General features: G+C 38.5%; 19 protein-coding genes and 1 riboswitch. Of the genes, 5 read left to right on the plus strand and 14 right to left on the minus strand.

Going from position 1 to position 17737, the window contains the following annotated elements; genetic code table 11:
• Window positions 1-16: 16 nt before the first annotated feature.
• A complete protein-coding gene (gene glmS, locus AC6EIZ_RS07095) occupies window positions 17-1921 on the minus strand; it encodes a glutamine--fructose-6-phosphate transaminase (isomerizing) (RefSeq protein WP_498509986.1) in 1905 nt (634 codons plus the stop codon).
• A gap of 67 nt (window positions 1922-1988) precedes the next feature.
• On the minus strand, window positions 1989-2234 hold the full coding sequence (gene psaC / locus AC6EIZ_RS07100; RefSeq protein ID WP_011295528.1) for a photosystem I iron-sulfur center protein PsaC: 246 nt from the start codon (window positions 2232-2234) through the stop codon (window positions 1989-1991).
• 135 nt (window positions 2235-2369) lie between these two features.
• On the opposite strand from psaC, the gene acpP reads away from it, so the two are divergent.
• Genes acpP through tkt form a run of 3 tightly spaced genes read left to right on the plus strand, consistent with a single transcriptional unit; the run spans window position 2370 to window position 5938 of the window.
• On the plus strand, window positions 2370-2612 hold the full coding sequence (gene acpP, locus AC6EIZ_RS07105) for an acyl carrier protein (protein WP_269609037.1): 243 nt from the start codon (window positions 2370-2372) through the stop codon (window positions 2610-2612).
• A gap of 8 nt (window positions 2613-2620) precedes the next feature.
• The gene (fabF, locus tag AC6EIZ_RS07110; protein WP_498509988.1) at window positions 2621-3868 is read left to right on the plus strand and encodes a beta-ketoacyl-ACP synthase II; all 1248 of its coding nucleotides are present in this window, start codon (window positions 2621-2623) and stop codon (window positions 3866-3868) included.
• A 57-nt stretch (window positions 3869-3925) separates the two neighbouring features.
• On the plus strand, window positions 3926-5938 hold the full coding sequence (gene tkt / locus AC6EIZ_RS07115) for a transketolase (RefSeq protein WP_498509990.1): 2013 nt from the start codon (window positions 3926-3928) through the stop codon (window positions 5936-5938).
• Window positions 5939-5998: 60 nt separating this feature from the next.
• Here the strand turns inward: tkt and thiC are convergent, their stop codons facing one another.
• The 5 genes from thiC to ruvB form a co-directional block, all read right to left on the minus strand.
• Window positions 5999-7399 (minus strand): phosphomethylpyrimidine synthase ThiC, encoded by a 1401-nt coding sequence (thiC, locus tag AC6EIZ_RS07120; RefSeq protein WP_498509992.1) that lies wholly within the window; start codon window positions 7397-7399, stop codon window positions 5999-6001.
• Between the two features lie 43 nt (window positions 7400-7442).
• Window positions 7443-7546, minus strand: a riboswitch (TPP riboswitch).
• 58 nt (window positions 7547-7604) lie between these two features.
• Entirely contained in the window at window positions 7605-7826 is a 222-nt protein-coding gene (locus tag AC6EIZ_RS07125; protein ID WP_498509994.1) for a DUF3188 domain-containing protein, read from the minus strand.
• Window positions 7827-7837: 11 nt separating this feature from the next.
• Window positions 7838-9022 carry an amidohydrolase gene (locus AC6EIZ_RS07130; protein ID WP_498509996.1) on the minus strand — a complete coding sequence of 395 codons (1185 nt, stop codon included), beginning with the start codon at window positions 9020-9022 and terminating at the stop codon, window positions 7838-7840.
• Window positions 9019-9801, minus strand: coding sequence for a tetratricopeptide repeat protein (locus AC6EIZ_RS07135; RefSeq protein ID WP_498509998.1), 783 nt, complete (start codon window positions 9799-9801; stop codon window positions 9019-9021). Before AC6EIZ_RS07135 ends, AC6EIZ_RS07130 begins: the two co-directional genes overlap by 4 nt.
• Entirely contained in the window at window positions 9798-10868 is a 1071-nt protein-coding gene (gene ruvB, locus AC6EIZ_RS07140; RefSeq protein ID WP_498509999.1) for a Holliday junction branch migration DNA helicase RuvB, read from the minus strand. The genes AC6EIZ_RS07135 and ruvB overlap by 4 nt, the downstream gene beginning before the upstream one ends.
• A gap of 47 nt (window positions 10869-10915) precedes the next feature.
• Here ruvB and smpB point away from each other — a divergent pair, with 47 nt between their 5' ends.
• Complete coding sequence (gene smpB / locus AC6EIZ_RS07145) at window positions 10916-11413, plus strand: SsrA-binding protein SmpB (protein WP_498510001.1); 498 nt, start codon at window positions 10916-10918, stop codon at window positions 11411-11413.
• Window positions 11414-11484: 71 nt separating this feature from the next.
• Here smpB and AC6EIZ_RS07150 read toward each other — a convergent pair whose 3' ends face one another.
• The 6 genes from AC6EIZ_RS07150 to AC6EIZ_RS07175 form a co-directional block, all read right to left on the minus strand.
• Window positions 11485-11736: a DUF8660 family protein gene (locus AC6EIZ_RS07150; protein ID WP_269609046.1), complete on the minus strand. Its 252-nt coding sequence runs from the start codon at window positions 11734-11736 to the stop codon at window positions 11485-11487.
• A gap of 41 nt (window positions 11737-11777) precedes the next feature.
• Window positions 11778-13298, minus strand: coding sequence for a lysine--tRNA ligase (gene lysS / locus AC6EIZ_RS07155; RefSeq protein WP_498510004.1), 1521 nt, complete (start codon window positions 13296-13298; stop codon window positions 11778-11780).
• Between the two features lie 70 nt (window positions 13299-13368).
• Window positions 13369-14109: a response regulator transcription factor RpaB gene (rpaB, locus tag AC6EIZ_RS07160; protein ID WP_158467370.1), complete on the minus strand. Its 741-nt coding sequence runs from the start codon at window positions 14107-14109 to the stop codon at window positions 13369-13371.
• A gap of 178 nt (window positions 14110-14287) precedes the next feature.
• On the minus strand, window positions 14288-14791 hold the full coding sequence (locus tag AC6EIZ_RS07165; protein WP_498510006.1) for a hypothetical protein: 504 nt from the start codon (window positions 14789-14791) through the stop codon (window positions 14288-14290).
• A complete protein-coding gene (gene mreC, locus AC6EIZ_RS07170) occupies window positions 14781-15530 on the minus strand; it encodes a rod shape-determining protein MreC (RefSeq protein WP_498510007.1) in 750 nt (249 codons plus the stop codon). The genes AC6EIZ_RS07165 and mreC overlap by 11 nt, the downstream gene beginning before the upstream one ends.
• Before the next feature lie 3 nt (window positions 15531-15533).
• Window positions 15534-16586: a rod shape-determining protein gene (locus tag AC6EIZ_RS07175; RefSeq protein WP_498510009.1), complete on the minus strand. Its 1053-nt coding sequence runs from the start codon at window positions 16584-16586 to the stop codon at window positions 15534-15536.
• Window positions 16587-16673: 87 nt separating this feature from the next.
• Here AC6EIZ_RS07175 and AC6EIZ_RS07180 point away from each other — a divergent pair, with 87 nt between their 5' ends.
• Window positions 16674-17063, plus strand: a complete 390-nt coding sequence (locus AC6EIZ_RS07180) for a single-stranded DNA-binding protein (protein WP_498513218.1) — start codon at window positions 16674-16676, stop codon at window positions 17061-17063.
• 12 nt (window positions 17064-17075) lie between these two features.
• On the opposite strand, the gene AC6EIZ_RS07185 is transcribed toward AC6EIZ_RS07180, so the two are convergent.
• Complete coding sequence (locus tag AC6EIZ_RS07185; RefSeq protein ID WP_498510011.1) at window positions 17076-17732, minus strand: DedA family protein; 657 nt, start codon at window positions 17730-17732, stop codon at window positions 17076-17078.
• Window positions 17733-17737 lie beyond the last annotated feature (5 nt).

Below are 17737 nucleotides of genomic sequence, written 5' to 3' on the forward strand. Positions count from 1 at the left end.
GTTAAATTTTAAGGTTTTACTCAACAGTAACGCTTTTTGCTAAATTGCGAGGCTGATCAACATCTAAACCTTTATGAGCTGCTATGTGATAACTAAATAGCTGTAACGGTACAACGGTCAAAAGAGGACTAACCCATTCACTAACTTTTGGAATAGTAAATAATTTATCAAACATTTCCGATTCTGGTCCAATTGTAGAAACCCCAATTAAACGAGCATCTCTGGCTTTAGCCTCTTGCGAGTTACTGAGAACCTTTTCAAAAACCACTCCAGGAACAGCAAGAGATACTACTGGAACGTGTTGATCTAAAAGTGCAATTGGACCGTGCTTTAACTCTCCAGCTGGATATCCTTGAGCATGTATGTAGCTTATTTCTTTTAGCTTAAGAGCACCTTCAAGTGCAATTGGATAATTTATTCCTCTACCTAAGAAAATTACATCCTTTGTTTCAACAAACAAATGTGCTATTTCTTGAGAGAGAGAATCATGTTTTTTTATAAGGTCTGTCAACTGTTTAGGAATTAATCTCAAGTCATTAGAGAGATCTTCAATTTCTTGAGGGTTTCTTTTTTGTCTATTAGAAGCAAATAAAAGTGTCAATCCATAAAAGGCCAGCATTTGACCAAGAAAGGTTTTAGTTGCTGCAACACCAATTTCAATGCCCGATCCAATATCAATAACATTCTCTAATTCGCGACCTAGTGAACTATCAACCCTATTAGTAATTCCCAATTGATGAAAAGAAAAATTAGCATCTTTGGAGGAATCTCGTCTCTCCTTTTCCATCCTTAATGCAGCTAAAGTGTCGGCAGTTTCTCCCGATTGACTTACTCCTATTGTCAAAGTATTTTTGGAAAGTGGAGGTGGGGCATATCGAAATTCACTTGCGAAATATACCTTTGTAGGAACTCCTGCAAACTGTTCCAACAAGTAAGCACCAACCATTCCAGCATGCCTACTTGTACCACAGGCAAGTATTTGTATTTGTTCTATCTTCTCCAATACAAGTTTATCTATCGGCATAGAAACTAAATTTCCCAAAGGCAAATCCAAAGGTAAAAATCTATCTATCCATTGTTGTGCTGTCTCTGGCTGCTCATAAATTTCTTTAAGCATGAAATGACGGAAATTTCTCTTATCAGCAAAAAGTTCTGTACCTTTTAAAAGAGATGGTGCTCTATGTTGCCTATTTCCATCATCATCATATAGTTCAATTCCTAATGGAGTTAAAAGTGCAATTTCTTGATCTCTTAAAGGTAAAAATGTACGTGTAAAGCCAACTAATGCTGGTGTATCACTCGCACAAAAAAACTCACCTTCACCAAAGCCAAGAACCAATGGTGCTTGTCCTCTAGCAACCACAAGAGCATTGGGGGCCTTAGACCAAATCACTGCTATTGCATAAGTGCCCTCTAGTACTTTCAGAACCTTTTGAACGGAAAATAATAATGTTTGTTCACTAGCAGGAAGTCCATTTGCCAGAGACTTTTCTAGCTCTAGCCCGATTAAATGGGGAATTATCTCAGTGTCAGTTTCAGAAATAAATTTAATTCCTCTAAGTTTTAGGCTTTTAGATAACTTTCTGTGATTTTCGATAATCCCATTTTGCACAACTGCAATTTGCCCTGAGGAATCAAGATGAGGATGGGCATTCCTTTCATTTGGTTTGCCATGAGTAGCCCATCTTGTATGGGCAATACCAACATGACCATGTGGGGGGTTCTTTTTAATTAAATTTGAGAGATTAAACAGCTTTCCTTCTGATTTTGTGACATTTAGTTGTCCAATTTGAGCGTTCTTTACATTATCAATTGTTGCTATACCCGCTGAATCATATCCTCGATATTCCAGTTTTCTCAATCCATCAATAAGTAAAGATGAAACTTCTCTTGAGCCAATAACAGCAAATATGCCACACATAATATATAAATTATTATCAAAAATTATTTATATAAAATAAACCTTCGTTAACAAAAACACTAATTTTTTAGTAAGCCAAGCCCATACTTCTAGTTGTTTCATCACCTAAGTAGACCCTGATACTTAAGAAATCAGTTGGACAAGCAGTTTCACATCGCTTACATCCAACACAATCTTCAGTTCTTGGAGATGATGCTATCTGAGAAGCTTTGCAGCCATCCCAGGGCACCATTTCAAGAACATCCAATGGACAAGCCCTTACGCATTGGGTGCAACCAATACAGGTGTCATAGATTTTGACGGCGTGTGACAAATTACCAACCCATATTTCCTAGTGTATAAAACTATACCTACGTTTCGCTACATAAAAAAAAATAGTTGCAATGCCGTCACTTTTGTTAACTCGACACTTTAACCCGTAAGATTGGAAGTCAGGTCTAAGAAGGTTATGTCCCAGGAAGCAATCCTCGAAAAAGTTCGTTCTATCGTCGCAGAACAACTCAGTGTTGAAGCCGGTGAAGTAAAACCGGATTCAAACTTCCAAAATGATCTCGGTGCAGACTCTCTCGACACAGTCGAACTAGTTATGGCTCTCGAAGAAGCATTTGACATTGAGATCCCTGACGAGGCCGCAGAAGGCATTGCCACTGTTGGGGATGCAGTCAAATACATCGAAGACAAACAGTCTTAGAGGTTTACATGATGGAGAAACTCCATCGAGTTGTTATAACAGGTCTTGGAGCAATAACTCCAATTGGCAACAACCTCGAAAGTTACCTAGAAGGTCTTCAATCAGGGCTCAATGGGGTTGATGGAATAACCCTTTTTGACGCCTCATCCCATGCATGTAGATTTGCCGCAGAGGTGAAAAGTTTTGACCCGGCAGGCAAATTAGAACCAAAAGAATCCAAAAGATGGGATCGTTTCTCAAAATTTGGAGTAGTTGCAGCAAAAGAAGCACTGAATCATTCAGGTTTGATAATTGACGATTCAAATGCTGCAAGAATTGGAGTCATTATTGGTTCTGGAGTTGGCGGATTGCTAACTATGGAAACTCAAGCTCACGTCTTAGAAAACAAGGGAGCGAGTCGGGTTAGTCCATTTACTGTTCCCATGATGATTCCCAACATGGCAACTGGACTAGCTGCAATTGCACTGGGCGCTAAAGGCCCAAGTTCAGCAGTTTCAACTGCTTGTGCAGCTGGATCAAATGCTATTGGTGATGCTTTTAGACTTCTCCAACTAGGTAAAGCGGATGCAATGGTTTGCGGTGGAGCAGAAGCAAGTATTACTCCCTTAGGGGTAGCAGGATTTGCCAGTGCCAAGGCCCTATCATTTAGAAACGATGATCCATCAACAGCAAGTAGGCCGTTTGATTCTCAAAGAGATGGTTTCGTGATTGGAGAAGGAGCTGGGATATTAGTTTTAGAAACTCTTGACCATGCCTTAAAAAGAGATGCAACAATCCATGCAGAAATAATTGGTTATGGAACAACATGTGATGCCCATCACATTACTTCTCCAACACCAGGTGGAGTCGGAGGTGCTGAAGCTATGAAGCTTGCATTACTGGATGGACAAATTAATCCAGAAGAAGTGGATTACATAAATGCTCATGGAACTAGCACTCCAGCCAATGACAGCAATGAAACATCTGCAATAAAAACTGCTTTAGGAAATTATGCGTATCAAGTGCCTACTAGCTCAACCAAATCCATGACAGGACATTTATTGGGAGGTTCTGGAGGCATCGAGGCTGTTGCTTGTGCTTTGGCAATAAAACATGAAATAATTCCGCCAACAATTAATTATTCCAATCCAGACCCAAATTGTGATCTCGATTATGTTCCCAACACAGCAAGAGAAAAAAAATTAGGCGTCGTACTATCTAACTCATTCGGGTTTGGCGGTCACAATGTCTGTCTAGCTTTTCGACAAATGATCTAAATTAATTTCATTTTCACTTTCCACTTAAATTTCTTTTTCACCACTCACTAATTCAAAATGGTTGCCTTGACTACTTCTCTAGACACACTTTGCGTCAACAGCATCAGGATGCTCGCTGTTGATGCAATTAATAAATCAAAAAGTGGTCACCCTGGGCTCCCTATGGGTTGTGCGCCTATGGGTTATGCATTGTGGGATAAACACTTACGTCATAATCCAAAAAATCCAAAATGGTTTAATCGAGATAGATTTGTTCTTTCAGCCGGACACGGATGCATGCTTTTGTATGCACTTCTTCATCTGACTGGATATGACTCTGTCACCATTGAAGATATAAAAGAATTTAGACAGTGGGGAGCTAAAACTCCAGGACATCCAGAAACCTTTGAAACACCTGGAGTTGAAGTAACTGCAGGACCTCTGGGAGCAGGAATTTCAAATGCAGTTGGATTGGCAATTGCTGAAGCTCATCTATCTGCAAAATTCAATAAACCTGATGCAACAGTTGTAGACCACTACACCTACGTAATCATGGGAGATGGATGCAATCAAGAAGGTATATCTTCAGAAGCCTGTTCTTTAGCTGGTCATTTGAAACTTGGAAAATTAATAGCTTTATATGACGACAACCACATCACCATTGATGGAAGAACAGATGTCTCATTTACTGAGGATGTCTTAAAAAGATATGAAGCATATGGATGGCATATACAAGAGATTCCTGAAGGAAATACAGACATAGAAGGCATATCAAAAGCTATTGAGAATGCAAAAGCAGTAACAGATAAGCCCTCAATTATTAAAGTAACGACAACCATTGGCTACGGTTCACCAAATAAAAGTGATACTGCGGGTATTCACGGAGCTCCATTAGGTGAAGAAGAAGCTGAACTGACAAGAAAACAACTAGGTTGGTCTTACAAACCTTTCGAGGTCCCTCAAGATGCCTATGATCAATATCGTCAAGCCATTAAAAAAGGTTCACAACTCGAAGAACAGTGGAATAAAACTCTTGCTAACTATAAAGATAAATACCCTAGTGAAGCATCTGAATTTGAGCGCATGTTGAGGGGCGAACTCCCTCAAGGTTGGGATAAAGATTTACCAACCTATTCAGCCGATGATAAAGGGGTTGCTACTAGAAAACATTCTCAAATATGTCTAGGAGCTCTTGGTCCGAATATTCCTGAACTAATTGGAGGTTCTGCAGATTTAACTCATTCAAATTACACAGATATAAAAGGTGAAACTGGATCTTTTCAATATGAAAGTCCCGAAAAACGTTATTTACATTTTGGTGTTAGAGAACATGCTATGGCAGCCATATTGAATGGTATTGCTTATCACGATAGTGGTTTAATTCCTTATGGTGGAACCTTCTTAGTCTTCGCAGACTACATGAGAGGATCGATGCGTCTTTCAGCTCTCAGTGAGCTTGGCGTTATTTATGTTCTAACCCATGATTCCATCGGTGTTGGTGAAGATGGCCCAACACATCAACCAATAGAAACTATTCCATCATTGAGAGCAATGCCAAATATGATGGTTTTCCGCCCAGGCGATGGCAATGAAACCAGTGGTGCTTATAAAGTTGCGATTAAAAATCGTAAGAGACCAAGTTCCTTATGCCTAAGCAGACAAGGTATGGTCAATCAACAAAATTCATCAGTAGATAAAGTTGCTTTAGGTGGATACGTTCTTGAAGATTGCAATAGTACCCCTGAATTGATACTGATAGGAACTGGAACTGAACTTGATTTATGTGTGCAAGCGGCTAGGAAGCTTACTTCAGAAGGGAAAAAAGTGCGTGTAGTTTCTATGCCATGCGTTGAACTTTTTGAAGAACAAAGCGAAAGCTATAAAGAAGAAGTGTTACCTTCCAACATCAGAAAACGTCTAGTAGTTGAAGCCGCAGAAAGCTTCGGATGGCATAAATATATTGGTCTTGATGGCGACAGCGTAACTATGAATAGCTTTGGAGCATCTGCTCCAGGTGGATTATGTATGGAAAAATTTGGATTTACAGTTGAGAACGTACTAGAGAAATCTAGAAATCTTCTCAATAAATAAAATTCACCACTTAATTATTAATACTAAATTAAATCCAAAGTAAAAAAGTTAAACAAAGAACTAATTTTCTTTGTTTAACTTTATCGGAGTTAATTCAGCTGCGCCTTTTGAATTTATTTGATCGTTTAATTTATCAAGATCTTCATCTGTGATTTTTGTGTTCATTGGACAATGATTAGGACCGCACATTGAACAAAACTCTGCTTTTTTGAAAATTTCTTCAGGTAAAGTTTCGTCATGATATTGCTTGGCTCTCTCTGGATCCAAGGACAATTCAAACTGTTTGTTCCAATCAAATTCTTTACGAGCCTTGCTTAATTCATCATCACGATCACGAGCTCCTGATCTTTGTCTTGCGACATCTGCTGCATGAGCAGCAATTTTGTAAGCAATCAATCCTTCCCTGACATCCTCAGGATTTGGCAACCCAAGATGTTCCTTCGGTGTTACGTAACAAAGCATCGCGGTACCATACCAACCAGCCATCGCTGCACCAATCGCACTTGAAATGTGATCATAACCAGGAGATATATCTGTTACTAATGGACCTAGGACATAGAAAGGAGCCTCTGAACACTCTTCCATTTGCTTCCTAACATTGAATTCAATTTGATCCATGGGTACATGACCAGGCCCTTCAACCATTACTTGGACATCATGTTTCCAAGCACGTCTAGTTAATTCACCCAGGGTTTTCAACTCAGCAAGTTGTGCTGAATCTGATGCATCATGCAGACAGCCAGGCCGTAGTGAGTCACCTAAAGAGAAAGTGCAATCATATCGTTTAAATATTTCGCAAATATCATCAAAACGCGTATACAAAGGATTTTGCTTGTAGTGATAAAGCATCCATTGAGCAAGAATTCCTCCGCCGCGACTAACTATTCCAGTAATACGACCTTTAACCTTAGGTAAATGTTCAATCAATAAGCCTGCATGAATAGTTTGATAATCAACTCCTTGTTGACAATGCTTTTCTATTATGTGTAAAAAATCATCTTCAGTTAGCCTCGAAATAGAACCGTGAACACTTTCTAAAGCTTGATAAACTGGAACTGTTCCAATCGGTATAGGGGAGGCATTAATAATTGCGGTTCGAACCTCATCTAAATTAACCCCTCCAGTAGAGAGATCCATAAGAGTGTCTGCGCCATATTTTACTGCCAGCTCAAGCTTCTTTAATTCTTCATTAATATCACTTGCATTAGGCGAAGCGCCAATATTTGCATTGACTTTACATGTGGAGGCAATACCTATTGCCATTGGCTCTAAGTTCGTATGATTAATATTTGCCGGAATAACCATTCGGCCTCGCGCGACCTCTTCCATAACTAGTGAGTCAGGAAGATTCTCACGCTTTGCCACATAAACCATTTCTTCAGTAACTTCACCTTTGCGGGCAAAATGCATCTGAGAAACATTGGTTTTACCTTTTCTGGAAGCCACCCATGAATTCCGCATAAACTAAAAAGCTATTGAATAAACAAGGAGCAATATGCATAAAGATCACAAGATTTCACTTTCCTTACACTGGTTCAAGCCAGATCAAGTTCAGAGGGTGTGATCTCAGCCATATAGCAAAACGATATGGCACCCCTAGTGATAAATACAAAGTAGCTCGAAATCAGCTATTGAACCCTAAAGTTTTTATAGATAAAATTTTGAATTAAAAATTTTGATCATTAATATCTTTTTTCATCTCTAGAAACAACATTCGTCGTCGCCTAAATCTTCTAACGGCTCCAGTCAAAACCAATCCACTTCCAACAACTAAAGCAGGTATTGCTTGGATTTTATCTTTGCCCTCTCTATGCAAAAAGCCCGTAATTGCTAATAAAATCAGCAAAGGTGCTGAAATTGAGATTAATGGGTTACCTAATCTATTCATAAATTAAGGGCCTAGATGTCTGGGGAAGTTTTCGATGCCATCAATAATGTTTGAGACAAAATTTTTATTCCTAGCTCGAGGCTTCTTTCATCCAAAGAGAACTGGCCACTATGTAATGGCGCACAACCTTGATCTCCAGCAACTCCTAATCTAAACATCGTCCCTGGAACATCTTGCAAAAAGAAAGCAAAATCTTCAGCACCTAATGAAGGATATTCTAAATAAACAATATTTTCTTCATCCATAAAGTTCTTTGCACAGGTAGACAACAAACCAGTTAAATCTGGATCGTTATAAACTGGAGGCGCGATTGACTTGAATTTTATTTTAGCCTGAGCTCCAAAATTAGATGCTATATTTTGTACTGTTGTCTCAATCCATTGAGGCAATTTTTCATAAAGGTTGCTGTCAAGACACCTTACTGTGCCTAAAAGCTTAACTCTCTCAGCGATAACATTAAAAGCATTTCCTCCTGAAATTTTCCCAAAGCTAATCACTACTGGTTTAAGAGCATCTAAACGTCTACTAATAGCCTCTTGAAGTCCACTAATAACTTGTGCAGAAATCCAAATTGAATCTATACCTTCATGAGGTCTAGCTCCATGCCCTCCATTACCAATAATATCTATTTCCAATTCAGCCGCGGCAGCGGTAAAGATACCACTTCTTATTCCAATTTTGCCAACTGACAAATCTGGATAAACATGCACACCAAAAAGAGCTTGAACTCCCTCGAGAACTCTTTCAGATCTCATCCAATTTGCCCCCTTAGCAATCTCTTCTGCAGGTTGAAAAATGATTCGGAATCGAGAATTTATAAATTTATTTTTCGCTAATACTTTAGCCACTCCCAAACCGATACAAGTATGTAGATCATGACCACATGCATGCATCAAGCCTTGAATAGCAGAAGAATAATCTAAACCTGTTCTCTCCTCGATTGGCAAAGCATCCATATCAACCCGTAAGCCAAAAACAGGGCCGCTTTTATTACCCATTTCAGCAACTACTCCCGTCTTCCCAACTGCTTCTTTTACTTCCCAACCTGTTTTTCTTAGCTCCCCGGCAACAAGAGCAGCAGTTTGATATTCCTGACCGCTTAACTCTGGGTGAGCATGGAGATGACGACGTAATTGAATCAAATCAGGCAGTAACTCCTTAGACAAAACGTCAATTTCTTTTCCAAAATCGTTCATCTATCCTCCAAAGCAAGAAATGCAATCAAATCATTGGTGGGTCTTGGAGGCCAACGGCGAATATTCAGCAACCAATCTTTCTCACGGTATCGAATATCTAGCCCAGCAACCGCAGTCCAATTGCTTTCAGCTTCACCTGTGAAGCCTTTACGCCATAGAAGCGCACTTAATGCTGCTCTGGCGTCTGCGAATAAAGGATATTTACCAATCAATACTCGTATTTTCTTTTCAGCGAGTTCAAGATCACCCAATTCATAAATCGCAAGCGCTTCACTCGACCTGGCCATGGCTATGGCATTATTTGACGAGGCAGCTTGAGAAAACAATTTCTTGGCTTCAATCCAATTATCCATAGATCCCATTACATTAGCTAAGTTATATAAAGCTGAAACATCTTTAGGATTCTTCTTTAAAACGTATTGGTAATCTTTACTGGCGTCCTCCCAAAGCTGCAAAGCTTCTTCGGCAATGCCTCTATTCAGGTAAGGATCTAGATCTTCAGGCGAAATTCTTATTGCCATAGTCTGATCTCTTATAGCCCCCTGAGGATCACCCAGAGCAAGACGAATATTGCCTCTATTACTCAATGCAGCAGCATCATTGGGATTGTCATTCAAGTAAAAGCTCCAATCTTTTTCAGCTTGAATGAAATCGCCGTCATTACTCTCTTGAAGGGCCTTCTCGAATAAAAATTTAGGAGAGGACTTGGCCTCCGACGCAAATGGTACAAAAATAATTAACAATAAAAGTAGAACTCTCAAAACTCTGATTTTTATCATTTATCTTTTTTATTAGGAGAAGTTAGCAAATAGTGTTTTTCAGCTGCTGGAGTAACAACCCTTCCCCTAGCAGTTCTTTGTAAAAAACCAATTTGCATTAGATAAGGCTCAACTACAGTTTCAAGAGTAGTTGAATCTTCTCCGAGCGCAGCAGCTAAAGTTTCGATTCCTACTGGACCACCTTGATATTGATTAACTAGCAAGCCTAAATAACTTCTATCTGTTGCATCTAATCCTCTTTGATCTACACGATGTAGATCGAGTGCATCATTAACAACTTGAACATCAATCATTTTTGAGGAGGAATGGACTTCTGCATAATCTCTCACTCTTCGTATGAGTCTATTTGCAATTCGAGGCGTACCTCGACTTCTTCTGGCTAATTGATGAGATGCTTCTTCTGAAATCGATAAATTAATAAGATTTGCAGATCTTTTAATTATGTTTTCAAGATCCAAATGATTATAAAAATCTAGTCGTTGAGTTATTCCAAAGCGATCTCGCATAGGAGAGCTCAATGCTGCTGGCTTGGTCGTAGCACCCACTAAAGTAAATGGAGGGATTTCGATTGATCGCATTCTCGAAGTCGTGCCTTTACCTACAGTTAAATCCAACCTTCTATCTTCCATTGCTGGATATAAAAGCTCCTGTGATATCCGATTAAGTCTATGAATCTCATCTACAAAAATTAATTCACGTGGCTCCATATTGATCAATAATCCAACAATGTCCCTTGGCCGTTCAAGTGCAGGAGCGCTTGTAACTCTTGCTTTAACACCTAATTCCTCCGCAATGACTAAAGCCATGGTTGTTTTGCCCAATCCAGGCGGCCCATAAAGCATTAAATGATCAAGTGCTTCTCCTCTTGTCAATGATGCTTTAACTGAAATTTCAAGAACTTTCTTTAACTCAGATTGACCTACAAATTCATCAAAAGATTTTGGCCTAAGTGAATCATTTTTAGATAATTTCAGTTCCTCCTTTAAGAGGGTGGAACCAACTAATCTTTCCTCTCCTTTATCATTAGGAAGAGAAGAGTGATTAGTAATTGAAGACACAATTGCCATGAACGAAGGGTAGTGGCATCTCAAAAAAAATGTAGCTAAATAGAAGAATGAGCAAAAAAGGAAAGAAAAAATCAAAAAAAGATTCCTCAATTGATGGAAATCGTCGCCTGGCTGAAAATCGACAGGCAAGGTATGAGTATGAAATCCTAGAAACACTAGAAACTGGATTAGAGCTTCTTGGGACTGAAGTTAAATCTATTAGGGCTGGAAAAGTTAACTTAAAAGATGGATTTTGTTTAATTAAGAAGAATCAAATTCAACTTCATAACGTTCATATATCACCTCATAATCATGCCGGTAAATTTTTCAATCATGAACCTCTAAGAATCAAAAAACTTCTTGCGCATAGAAAAGAAATCGAAAAATTAAAAATAAATATAGATAGAAAAGGCCTAGCATTAATACCTCTAAGTCTTTATCTTAAAGGCTCATGGATTAAGTTAAAAATTGGAGTAGGGAAAGGTAAAAAGTTACATGACAAAAGGAATCAAGAGAAAATTAATGACTCCAAAAGAGATGTAGCCAATGCTCTAAAACGTTTTTAAAGGAAAATATTTTATTTTTTTGCAGCAAGTTATTTTCAGAAAGCTAATAGTTAATTATTAATTATTAATTATCAATTAACATCCAAACTAACATTTTCGGGTGGAGGTGTTGGATCAGGATCAGCAATGAGCATATGTTGCAAAACAATTTCGGGACGCTCACTATCTCTCCATCTAATGCGATAAGCAGGCATTTTTGTCCCCCTGCTTGTCGTTTGCTCAACAGGTTCCATGACCCATCCGCGTCTTGAACGCCCTTGGGGATTACGTTTCACAACAGCATCGGCGTGCTTGAAACGAAAACCAACTCTCTCGCCACTCATCTGAACAAAATCCTTACTCGCCTATTATCCACTGTGATGGGTCACTTTCCAGTTTGTTTTATATTTGATTCTGGCCGCAAAAGTGGAAAAGCTATTACATCTCTTATGGAAGGACTGTCAGTTAATAGCATTACAAACCTATCTATTCCTATCCCTAATCCTCCTGTTGGAGGCATTCCTACTTCAAGAGCATTAATAAAATCTTCATCGACACTTTGCGCCTCAAGGTCCCCTGCTTCTTTTTTTGCTTGCTGCAAAAGTAAACGTTCTTTTTGATCTATTGGATCAATTAATTCACTAAAAGCGTTAGCAGTCTCTCTTCCCACAATGAAAAGTTCAAATCTTTCAACTAAGCCTTGCTTAGTTCTGTGTTTTCTCGCCAATGGAGAAATCTCAATTGGGTAATCCATAACAAATGTAGGTTGCACCAGATTAGGCTCTACAACTTGTTCAAAAGCTTCATTTAAAAGTCTACCAACGCTGTCAGCTTTATCTGGTATTTGAAGTCCCTTAAGAAGCATTGCAGCTTTGGCGTCTTCAAACCTATCTTCAAAAAGTTCAAAGTCAATCCCCGTAAACTCCTGAACTAATTGATGCATCGTCACTCTTCTCCAAGGAGGTTTCAAATTTATTTCTTGCTGTTGATAGCTAATTTTGGTCGATCCACAAATCTTTTCACAAACAGACGAAAGCATATTTTCTGTTAGTTCCATCATGTCGAAATAGTCTGCAAAAGCCTCATAAATTTCTACAGAAGTGAACTCAGGATTATGACGAGTACTGATTCCCTCATTTCTAAAAATTCTTCCAAGTTCATAAACCCTTTGAAAACCGCCAACTACTAATCTTTTAAGATGCAATTCTGTTGCAATTCTCAAATACAAAGGTAAATCAAGCGTATTGTGATGAGTAATAAAAGGCCTTGCATCGGCGCCTCCTGCCTCTGACTGTAAAACCGGTGTTTCAATCTCAAGAAAGTTTTTTTCATCTAACCAACGACGAATTGAACTAACTAGTAAAGCCCTGGTGCGAAAAGTTTTTCTGGACTGCGGATTCACAATCAAATCTAAATATCTTTGTCTGTATCGCTTTTCTACATCAGCAAGTCCATGCCATTTATCTGGTAAAGGCTGTAAAGATTTGGAAAGCATTGACCATTCGAAAACTTTGATAGAAAGTTCACCTCTATCAGTTCTCCTTAATATTCCAGTTACTCCTATCCAATCACCAGAATCAACAAGAGAGGTGATGTTCTCAAAATTATTCTTTTGCTTTTCTCTATTGTCATTAAAATTTAAGGTCGCCTTTTCCAAAAACAGCTGAACCGTACCTGTTTCATCTGCAAGAGTAAAAAAAGCAAGTTTTCCCATTACTCTTCGAGAAGTTACACGCCCTGCGATCGATACTTTGTCTTTCTTTTCTTCACCATTTGGCAAGTCTGCATATTTTTTCTGTAAATGATCAGCGGAGTCAGTAGGCCGAAAATTCAAACCATACGGACCAAGCCCTAGGCTTTTTAGGGCTTTTGCCTTCTCAAGGCGGGTATCTCTTAATTCAGACAAGGCAATTCATACATACGACAGAAATAAAAGAGATCAAATGAAAAACCTATCAATTTTGAGCTATTAATCTTTAACTGGCAATAGCAGTAGGAAATTCTCCCATTCTTTGAGAAGCGTACCCAATACCACGTACAGTTAAAATCAATTCCGGATTCCGTGGATCTGGTTCAAGCTTTCCCCTCAAACGTGCTACATAGACATCAACAACTCTTAAATCAGCCGCTCTTCTAGGAGGGTAACCCCAAAGCTGTTCCAAAATCTCTGCTCGAGGAACGACACGTCCAGGGTCACGAAATAATAACTCCAGCAGGCTAAATTCTGTATATGTGAGGCCTATTCTTTCTCCTCCTCTACTGACTTGCCTTCTATTGGTGTCTACAACAAGATCACCAAGCTTCATCACTCCTTGACCTGATGGGACCTCTCTAGGCTCATCAACTGTCGGGGCAGGTCCAACTCTTCTCAAAATCGTCGCTATTCTTGCCTCTAACTCCTTTGGGCTAAATGGTTTGGCCAGGTAATCATCAGCTCCTAAGTCCAAACCCGCAACTCTTTCTGAAATCGCTTCAAGAGCAGTCAAAAATATTATTGGGACACAAGACTCTGCTCTTATTCTTCGACACACTGCAAAACCATCCATCTTAGGCAGCATTACATCTAGAACCACTAAGTCTGGTGCTTCTTTATGAAACACCTCTAGTGCTTGCTCTCCGTCCTGTGCAGATAAAACTTGATAACCAGCAAGATTAAGCCTCGTCACCAAGACTTTCAATACTGCTGGTTCATCATCTACAACCAAAATGCAGGTCATGAGATTAGCTGTTGCCTTAATGACAAAACCATCGAAATTTTATATCGAAATGGCTTCTTGTTATATGAAGATATCATCTTCAAGTCAGGTATTCAAAGCCCTTTGACTAATTTAAAAGACAGAGTCACTACTAAAATAAGTATTTATTCAATTTTTTTAAGCTTTAAAAATTTTCTTATTAGCTTTTTTTATAAGTAAGGAGGAGCCAAGAAGATAAAAACGGAGCAACTAATCCAGTAATTATGACCTCAGAAATCAATACATAAATTGACCAAGAATGGAACCAATTGTTCCTCAAAACACTATAAAAAATAATTTTTTGAACCCAAATAGAAAGTCCAACCAAGCAAGTTCCAAAGATAGCCATCAAACCAATATTAAAAAAAAATTCGATTTTTTTATTATGCAATCCATATGTGCTCCAAACTAAAGACAGAATAACCAAGGCAGGGATATAAGAAACATCACTAATTGTAAAAGAATCCATAAAAATTCCTAATAAAAAAGCAGCCAAAGCAGCTTTCCAAGGACGATTCTTAAGTGAAAATGGTAACAATAAAATAACTGGCCAGCATGGAGTTATTCCATTTATTTTAAGCCAGTCAGGAGTGATAATTATGAAAGCTGGTAAAAAAATTATAATAAAAAAGATGAATAAATTTTTCGTATTTTTAGCCATCATTTTTCAAAATTTGCACCCAATCAATTGCCTCTGGCGATGCAGTTAATTGCACTATTGCATATGGAGACGGTAAAGCTTTTTCGTTCACAAACTGAACGATTCCTATGGTCAAATTTGGGGGTAATAAAGTACTTGCTGGAGATGTAGTTACAGCATCGCCAATTTCAGCCAAACTACTTTTATTTAAGAAGATTAGCTTTGGTCTGTTTGTGCCCATCCCAGTCAAAATCCCATGACGCTTAGTTCGATTAATCCAAGCTGCTAACTGATGACCAGGGTCTGTCAATAATCTAACTCTTGAGGTAAGTAAGGTTGTGCTGTCAACTAAACCAATCAAGCCTCCTGGTCCAATTACTGTTTGCCCTTTCAAAACACCATCTCTTGAGCCCTTATTAATTTCTAGCTGTTGCCACCAATTTCTAGAAGATCGAGATATCACAGCAGCTGAAATTCTTTCATCACTATTAAAGTCTTGCAAACCAAGAGCTCTTCTTAAACGAATATTATCTTGCTCAAGTAATTTTAATCGAATGGTTCTTTCAATATTCTCTCCTTCCTTAATCCATTCTCTTTGAGCCGTTCCTGGGAGTATAGGTTTTAATAAAATCGAGTATAAATCTAAATATCCTGCTCCTTTTGTCCAACGAATCCCAAATAACAAAGCCACAAATAAAAAAATTACCCAAAATTTACTTTTCAAAAGCAAATGAACCCCTATTTTCCCTCGGGCTTTAATCATTTTTCAATCTCTAATTACATTTCTAGCAAAATCAGGCGTATCTAAAACTCTTCTCATTGATTTAAAATCATCCAAAACCAGGCCACATCCATTTACAACGCATAACAATGGATCCTCAGCTACGTGAGTAAAAATTCCTGTTTCATGGCTTAAGAGATCACTAATTCCTCTAACTAGTGCTCCCCCTCCTGCAAGCATTATCCCCCTATCAACAATATCTGCAGCCAGTTCGGGTGGAGTTCTTTCTAGAGTTCTTTTTACAGCATCAACAATCTTATTAAGAGGCTCTGACATAGCTTCACGTAAATCGCCTGCTTTCAAATTAATTGAACGAGGCAAACCTGAAAGTAAATGCAATCCCCTTACATCTATTGATTGCAAATCAAATTCATTAGATGGAAAAGCTGATCCAATTTTAATTTTTATCTCTTCAGCTGTTCTTTCACCAACTACTAAGTTATGTATTTTTTTTAAATACGTAGCTATCGAATCATTAATTTCATCACCTGCAACCCTTACTGATTCACTTAAAACTGTTCCGCCAAGGCTTAAAACAGCTACTTCGGTAGTTCCCCCTCCAATATCAACGATCATTGTTCCAATGGGCTCTGTAACTGGTAAAGAAGCTCCAATGGCAGCAGCCACAGGTTCATCAATCAAATGCACCTCTCTTGCTCCCGCAAGACCAGCTTCTCGAACTGCCCGTCTTTCCACACCAGTCACGCCACTAGGTATACCAACAACTAATCGGGGCGCAATGATTCCTCGACCCTCATTACACTTTTGAATAAATGTCTTAAGCATTTGCTCAGCTGCATCAAAATCAGCTATTACACCATCCCTGAGAGGCCTAACTGCTCGGATATTTCCTGGTGTTCGCCCTAACATTAATTTCGCATCGTCGCCTACAGCAAGAGGGATCCCCTCCTCTAAATCCATCGCTACAACTGAAGGTTCTTGCAATACGATTCCCTTACCGGAAACATAAATCAAGGTATTTGCGGTACCTAAATCAATCCCAATATCGCGGGAGAATTTGAAACGGTTAAAAAACACGGATTTCAATCATTTGAGCCATCATAAAGAGAGTTGAACTAAGATAAAAATATATTATTCAGCAACTAGCAAAGAGAGGAGTTAATGATGGCAATAAATTCAGTCACTCTTGTTGGCAGAGCAGGAAGAGATCCTGAAGTTAGATATTTTGAGTCTGGAACTGTAGTAGCAAATCTAACAATGGCTGTAAATAGAAGAAATCGAGATGATGAACCAGATTGGTTCAATATAGAAATTTGGGGTAAACAAGCCCAAGTCGCTGCTGATTACGTAAAAAAAGGCTCCTTAATTGGTATAACTGGTAGCTTCAAATTGGACAGCTGGAAAGATCGTAATACAGGAGAAGATAGGAGTAAGCCCGTAGTTAGAGTTGATCGTCTTGAATTATTAGGATCTAAAAGAGATTCAGAAAATAGTAATTTCCAAAACAACAATTCATTTAATCAACAACCCAGTCATGACGAAATTCCATTTTAAAAAATAGCTTTTTTAATTATTAATTAGTTTACGAAGAGTTCGATAAATTAAAGATACTAAAGCACCCGAGATAATTAAAATAATTATTATTTTAAAGATACTTGAGAAAGGACTAATCCAGTTTTGAATGTTTGCATAATTATCGCCCAAATAAAACCCCGTAATTGTTAAGAACAAGGTCCAAATCAGGCTTCCTGCAGTAGTCCAAATCAGGAATGGAGTTATGGGCATTAACTCAACCCCTGCAGGTACTGAAATCAAAGTCCGAATTCCAGGTACTAATCTTCCCCAAAACACTAAAGACACCCCATACCTATTGAACCATGTACGACTTCGAGCAAGTTCAAGAGGTTTAATTCCAATCCAACGTCCATTCTTCTCAAGCCATGTTTCAAGTCTTTCTTCGTTAACTAATCTGCCAATTCCGTACCAAGGCAAAGCGCCGATTACAGTCCCTATTAAGCCTGCTATAACAACAGGAAAAAAATCTAATTGCCCCTGAGAAACATAGAAACCACCAAGAGGCATTATTAATTCCGAAGGAATTGGAGGAATTAAGTTTTCCAAAAACATTGCTAATAAGATAGCTCCATAACCAATCCACTGGTTAGTCTCTACTGCATTTCCTATTAGTACTGGTAAAGAAGATATAAATTCTGTGATTTCCATTAATT

The organism is Prochlorococcus sp. G4PB16 (assembly GCF_059772465.1).

Excerpts from the sequence above, each read along its gene's own strand:
- rpaB (WP_158467370.1), bottom strand. The coding sequence starts at position 14,109 with ATGACCTGCATTTTGGTTGTAGATGATGAACCAGCAGTATTGAAAGTC.
- acpP (WP_269609037.1), top strand. The coding sequence starts at position 2,370 with ATGTCCCAGGAAGCAATCCTCGAAAAAGTTCGTTCTATCGTCGCAGAA.
- glmS (WP_498509986.1), bottom strand. The coding sequence starts at position 1,921 with ATGTGTGGCATATTTGCTGTTATTGGCTCAAGAGAAGTTTCATCTTTA.
- AC6EIZ_RS07130 (WP_498509996.1), bottom strand. The coding sequence starts at position 9,022 with ATGAACGATTTTGGAAAAGAAATTGACGTTTTGTCTAAGGAGTTACTG.
- AC6EIZ_RS07150 (WP_269609046.1), bottom strand. The coding sequence starts at position 11,736 with ATGAGTGGCGAGAGAGTTGGTTTTCGTTTCAAGCACGCCGATGCTGTT.
- mreC (WP_498510007.1), bottom strand. The coding sequence starts at position 15,530 with ATGATTAAAGCCCGAGGGAAAATAGGGGTTCATTTGCTTTTGAAAAGT.
- thiC (WP_498509992.1), bottom strand. The coding sequence starts at position 7,399 with ATGCGGAATTCATGGGTGGCTTCCAGAAAAGGTAAAACCAATGTTTCT.
- AC6EIZ_RS07125 (WP_498509994.1), bottom strand. The coding sequence starts at position 7,826 with ATGAATAGATTAGGTAACCCATTAATCTCAATTTCAGCACCTTTGCTG.
- fabF (WP_498509988.1), top strand. The coding sequence starts at position 2,621 with ATGATGGAGAAACTCCATCGAGTTGTTATAACAGGTCTTGGAGCAATA.
- AC6EIZ_RS07180 (WP_498513218.1), top strand. The coding sequence starts at position 16,674 with ATGGCAATAAATTCAGTCACTCTTGTTGGCAGAGCAGGAAGAGATCCT.
- tkt (WP_498509990.1), top strand. The coding sequence starts at position 3,926 with ATGGTTGCCTTGACTACTTCTCTAGACACACTTTGCGTCAACAGCATC.
- AC6EIZ_RS07185 (WP_498510011.1), bottom strand. The coding sequence starts at position 17,732 with ATGGAAATCACAGAATTTATATCTTCTTTACCAGTACTAATAGGAAAT.
- ruvB (WP_498509999.1), bottom strand. The coding sequence starts at position 10,868 with ATGGCAATTGTGTCTTCAATTACTAATCACTCTTCTCTTCCTAATGAT.
- AC6EIZ_RS07135 (WP_498509998.1), bottom strand. The coding sequence starts at position 9,801 with ATGATAAAAATCAGAGTTTTGAGAGTTCTACTTTTATTGTTAATTATT.
- AC6EIZ_RS07165 (WP_498510006.1), bottom strand. The coding sequence starts at position 14,791 with ATGATGGCTAAAAATACGAAAAATTTATTCATCTTTTTTATTATAATT.
- smpB (WP_498510001.1), top strand. The coding sequence starts at position 10,916 with ATGAGCAAAAAAGGAAAGAAAAAATCAAAAAAAGATTCCTCAATTGAT.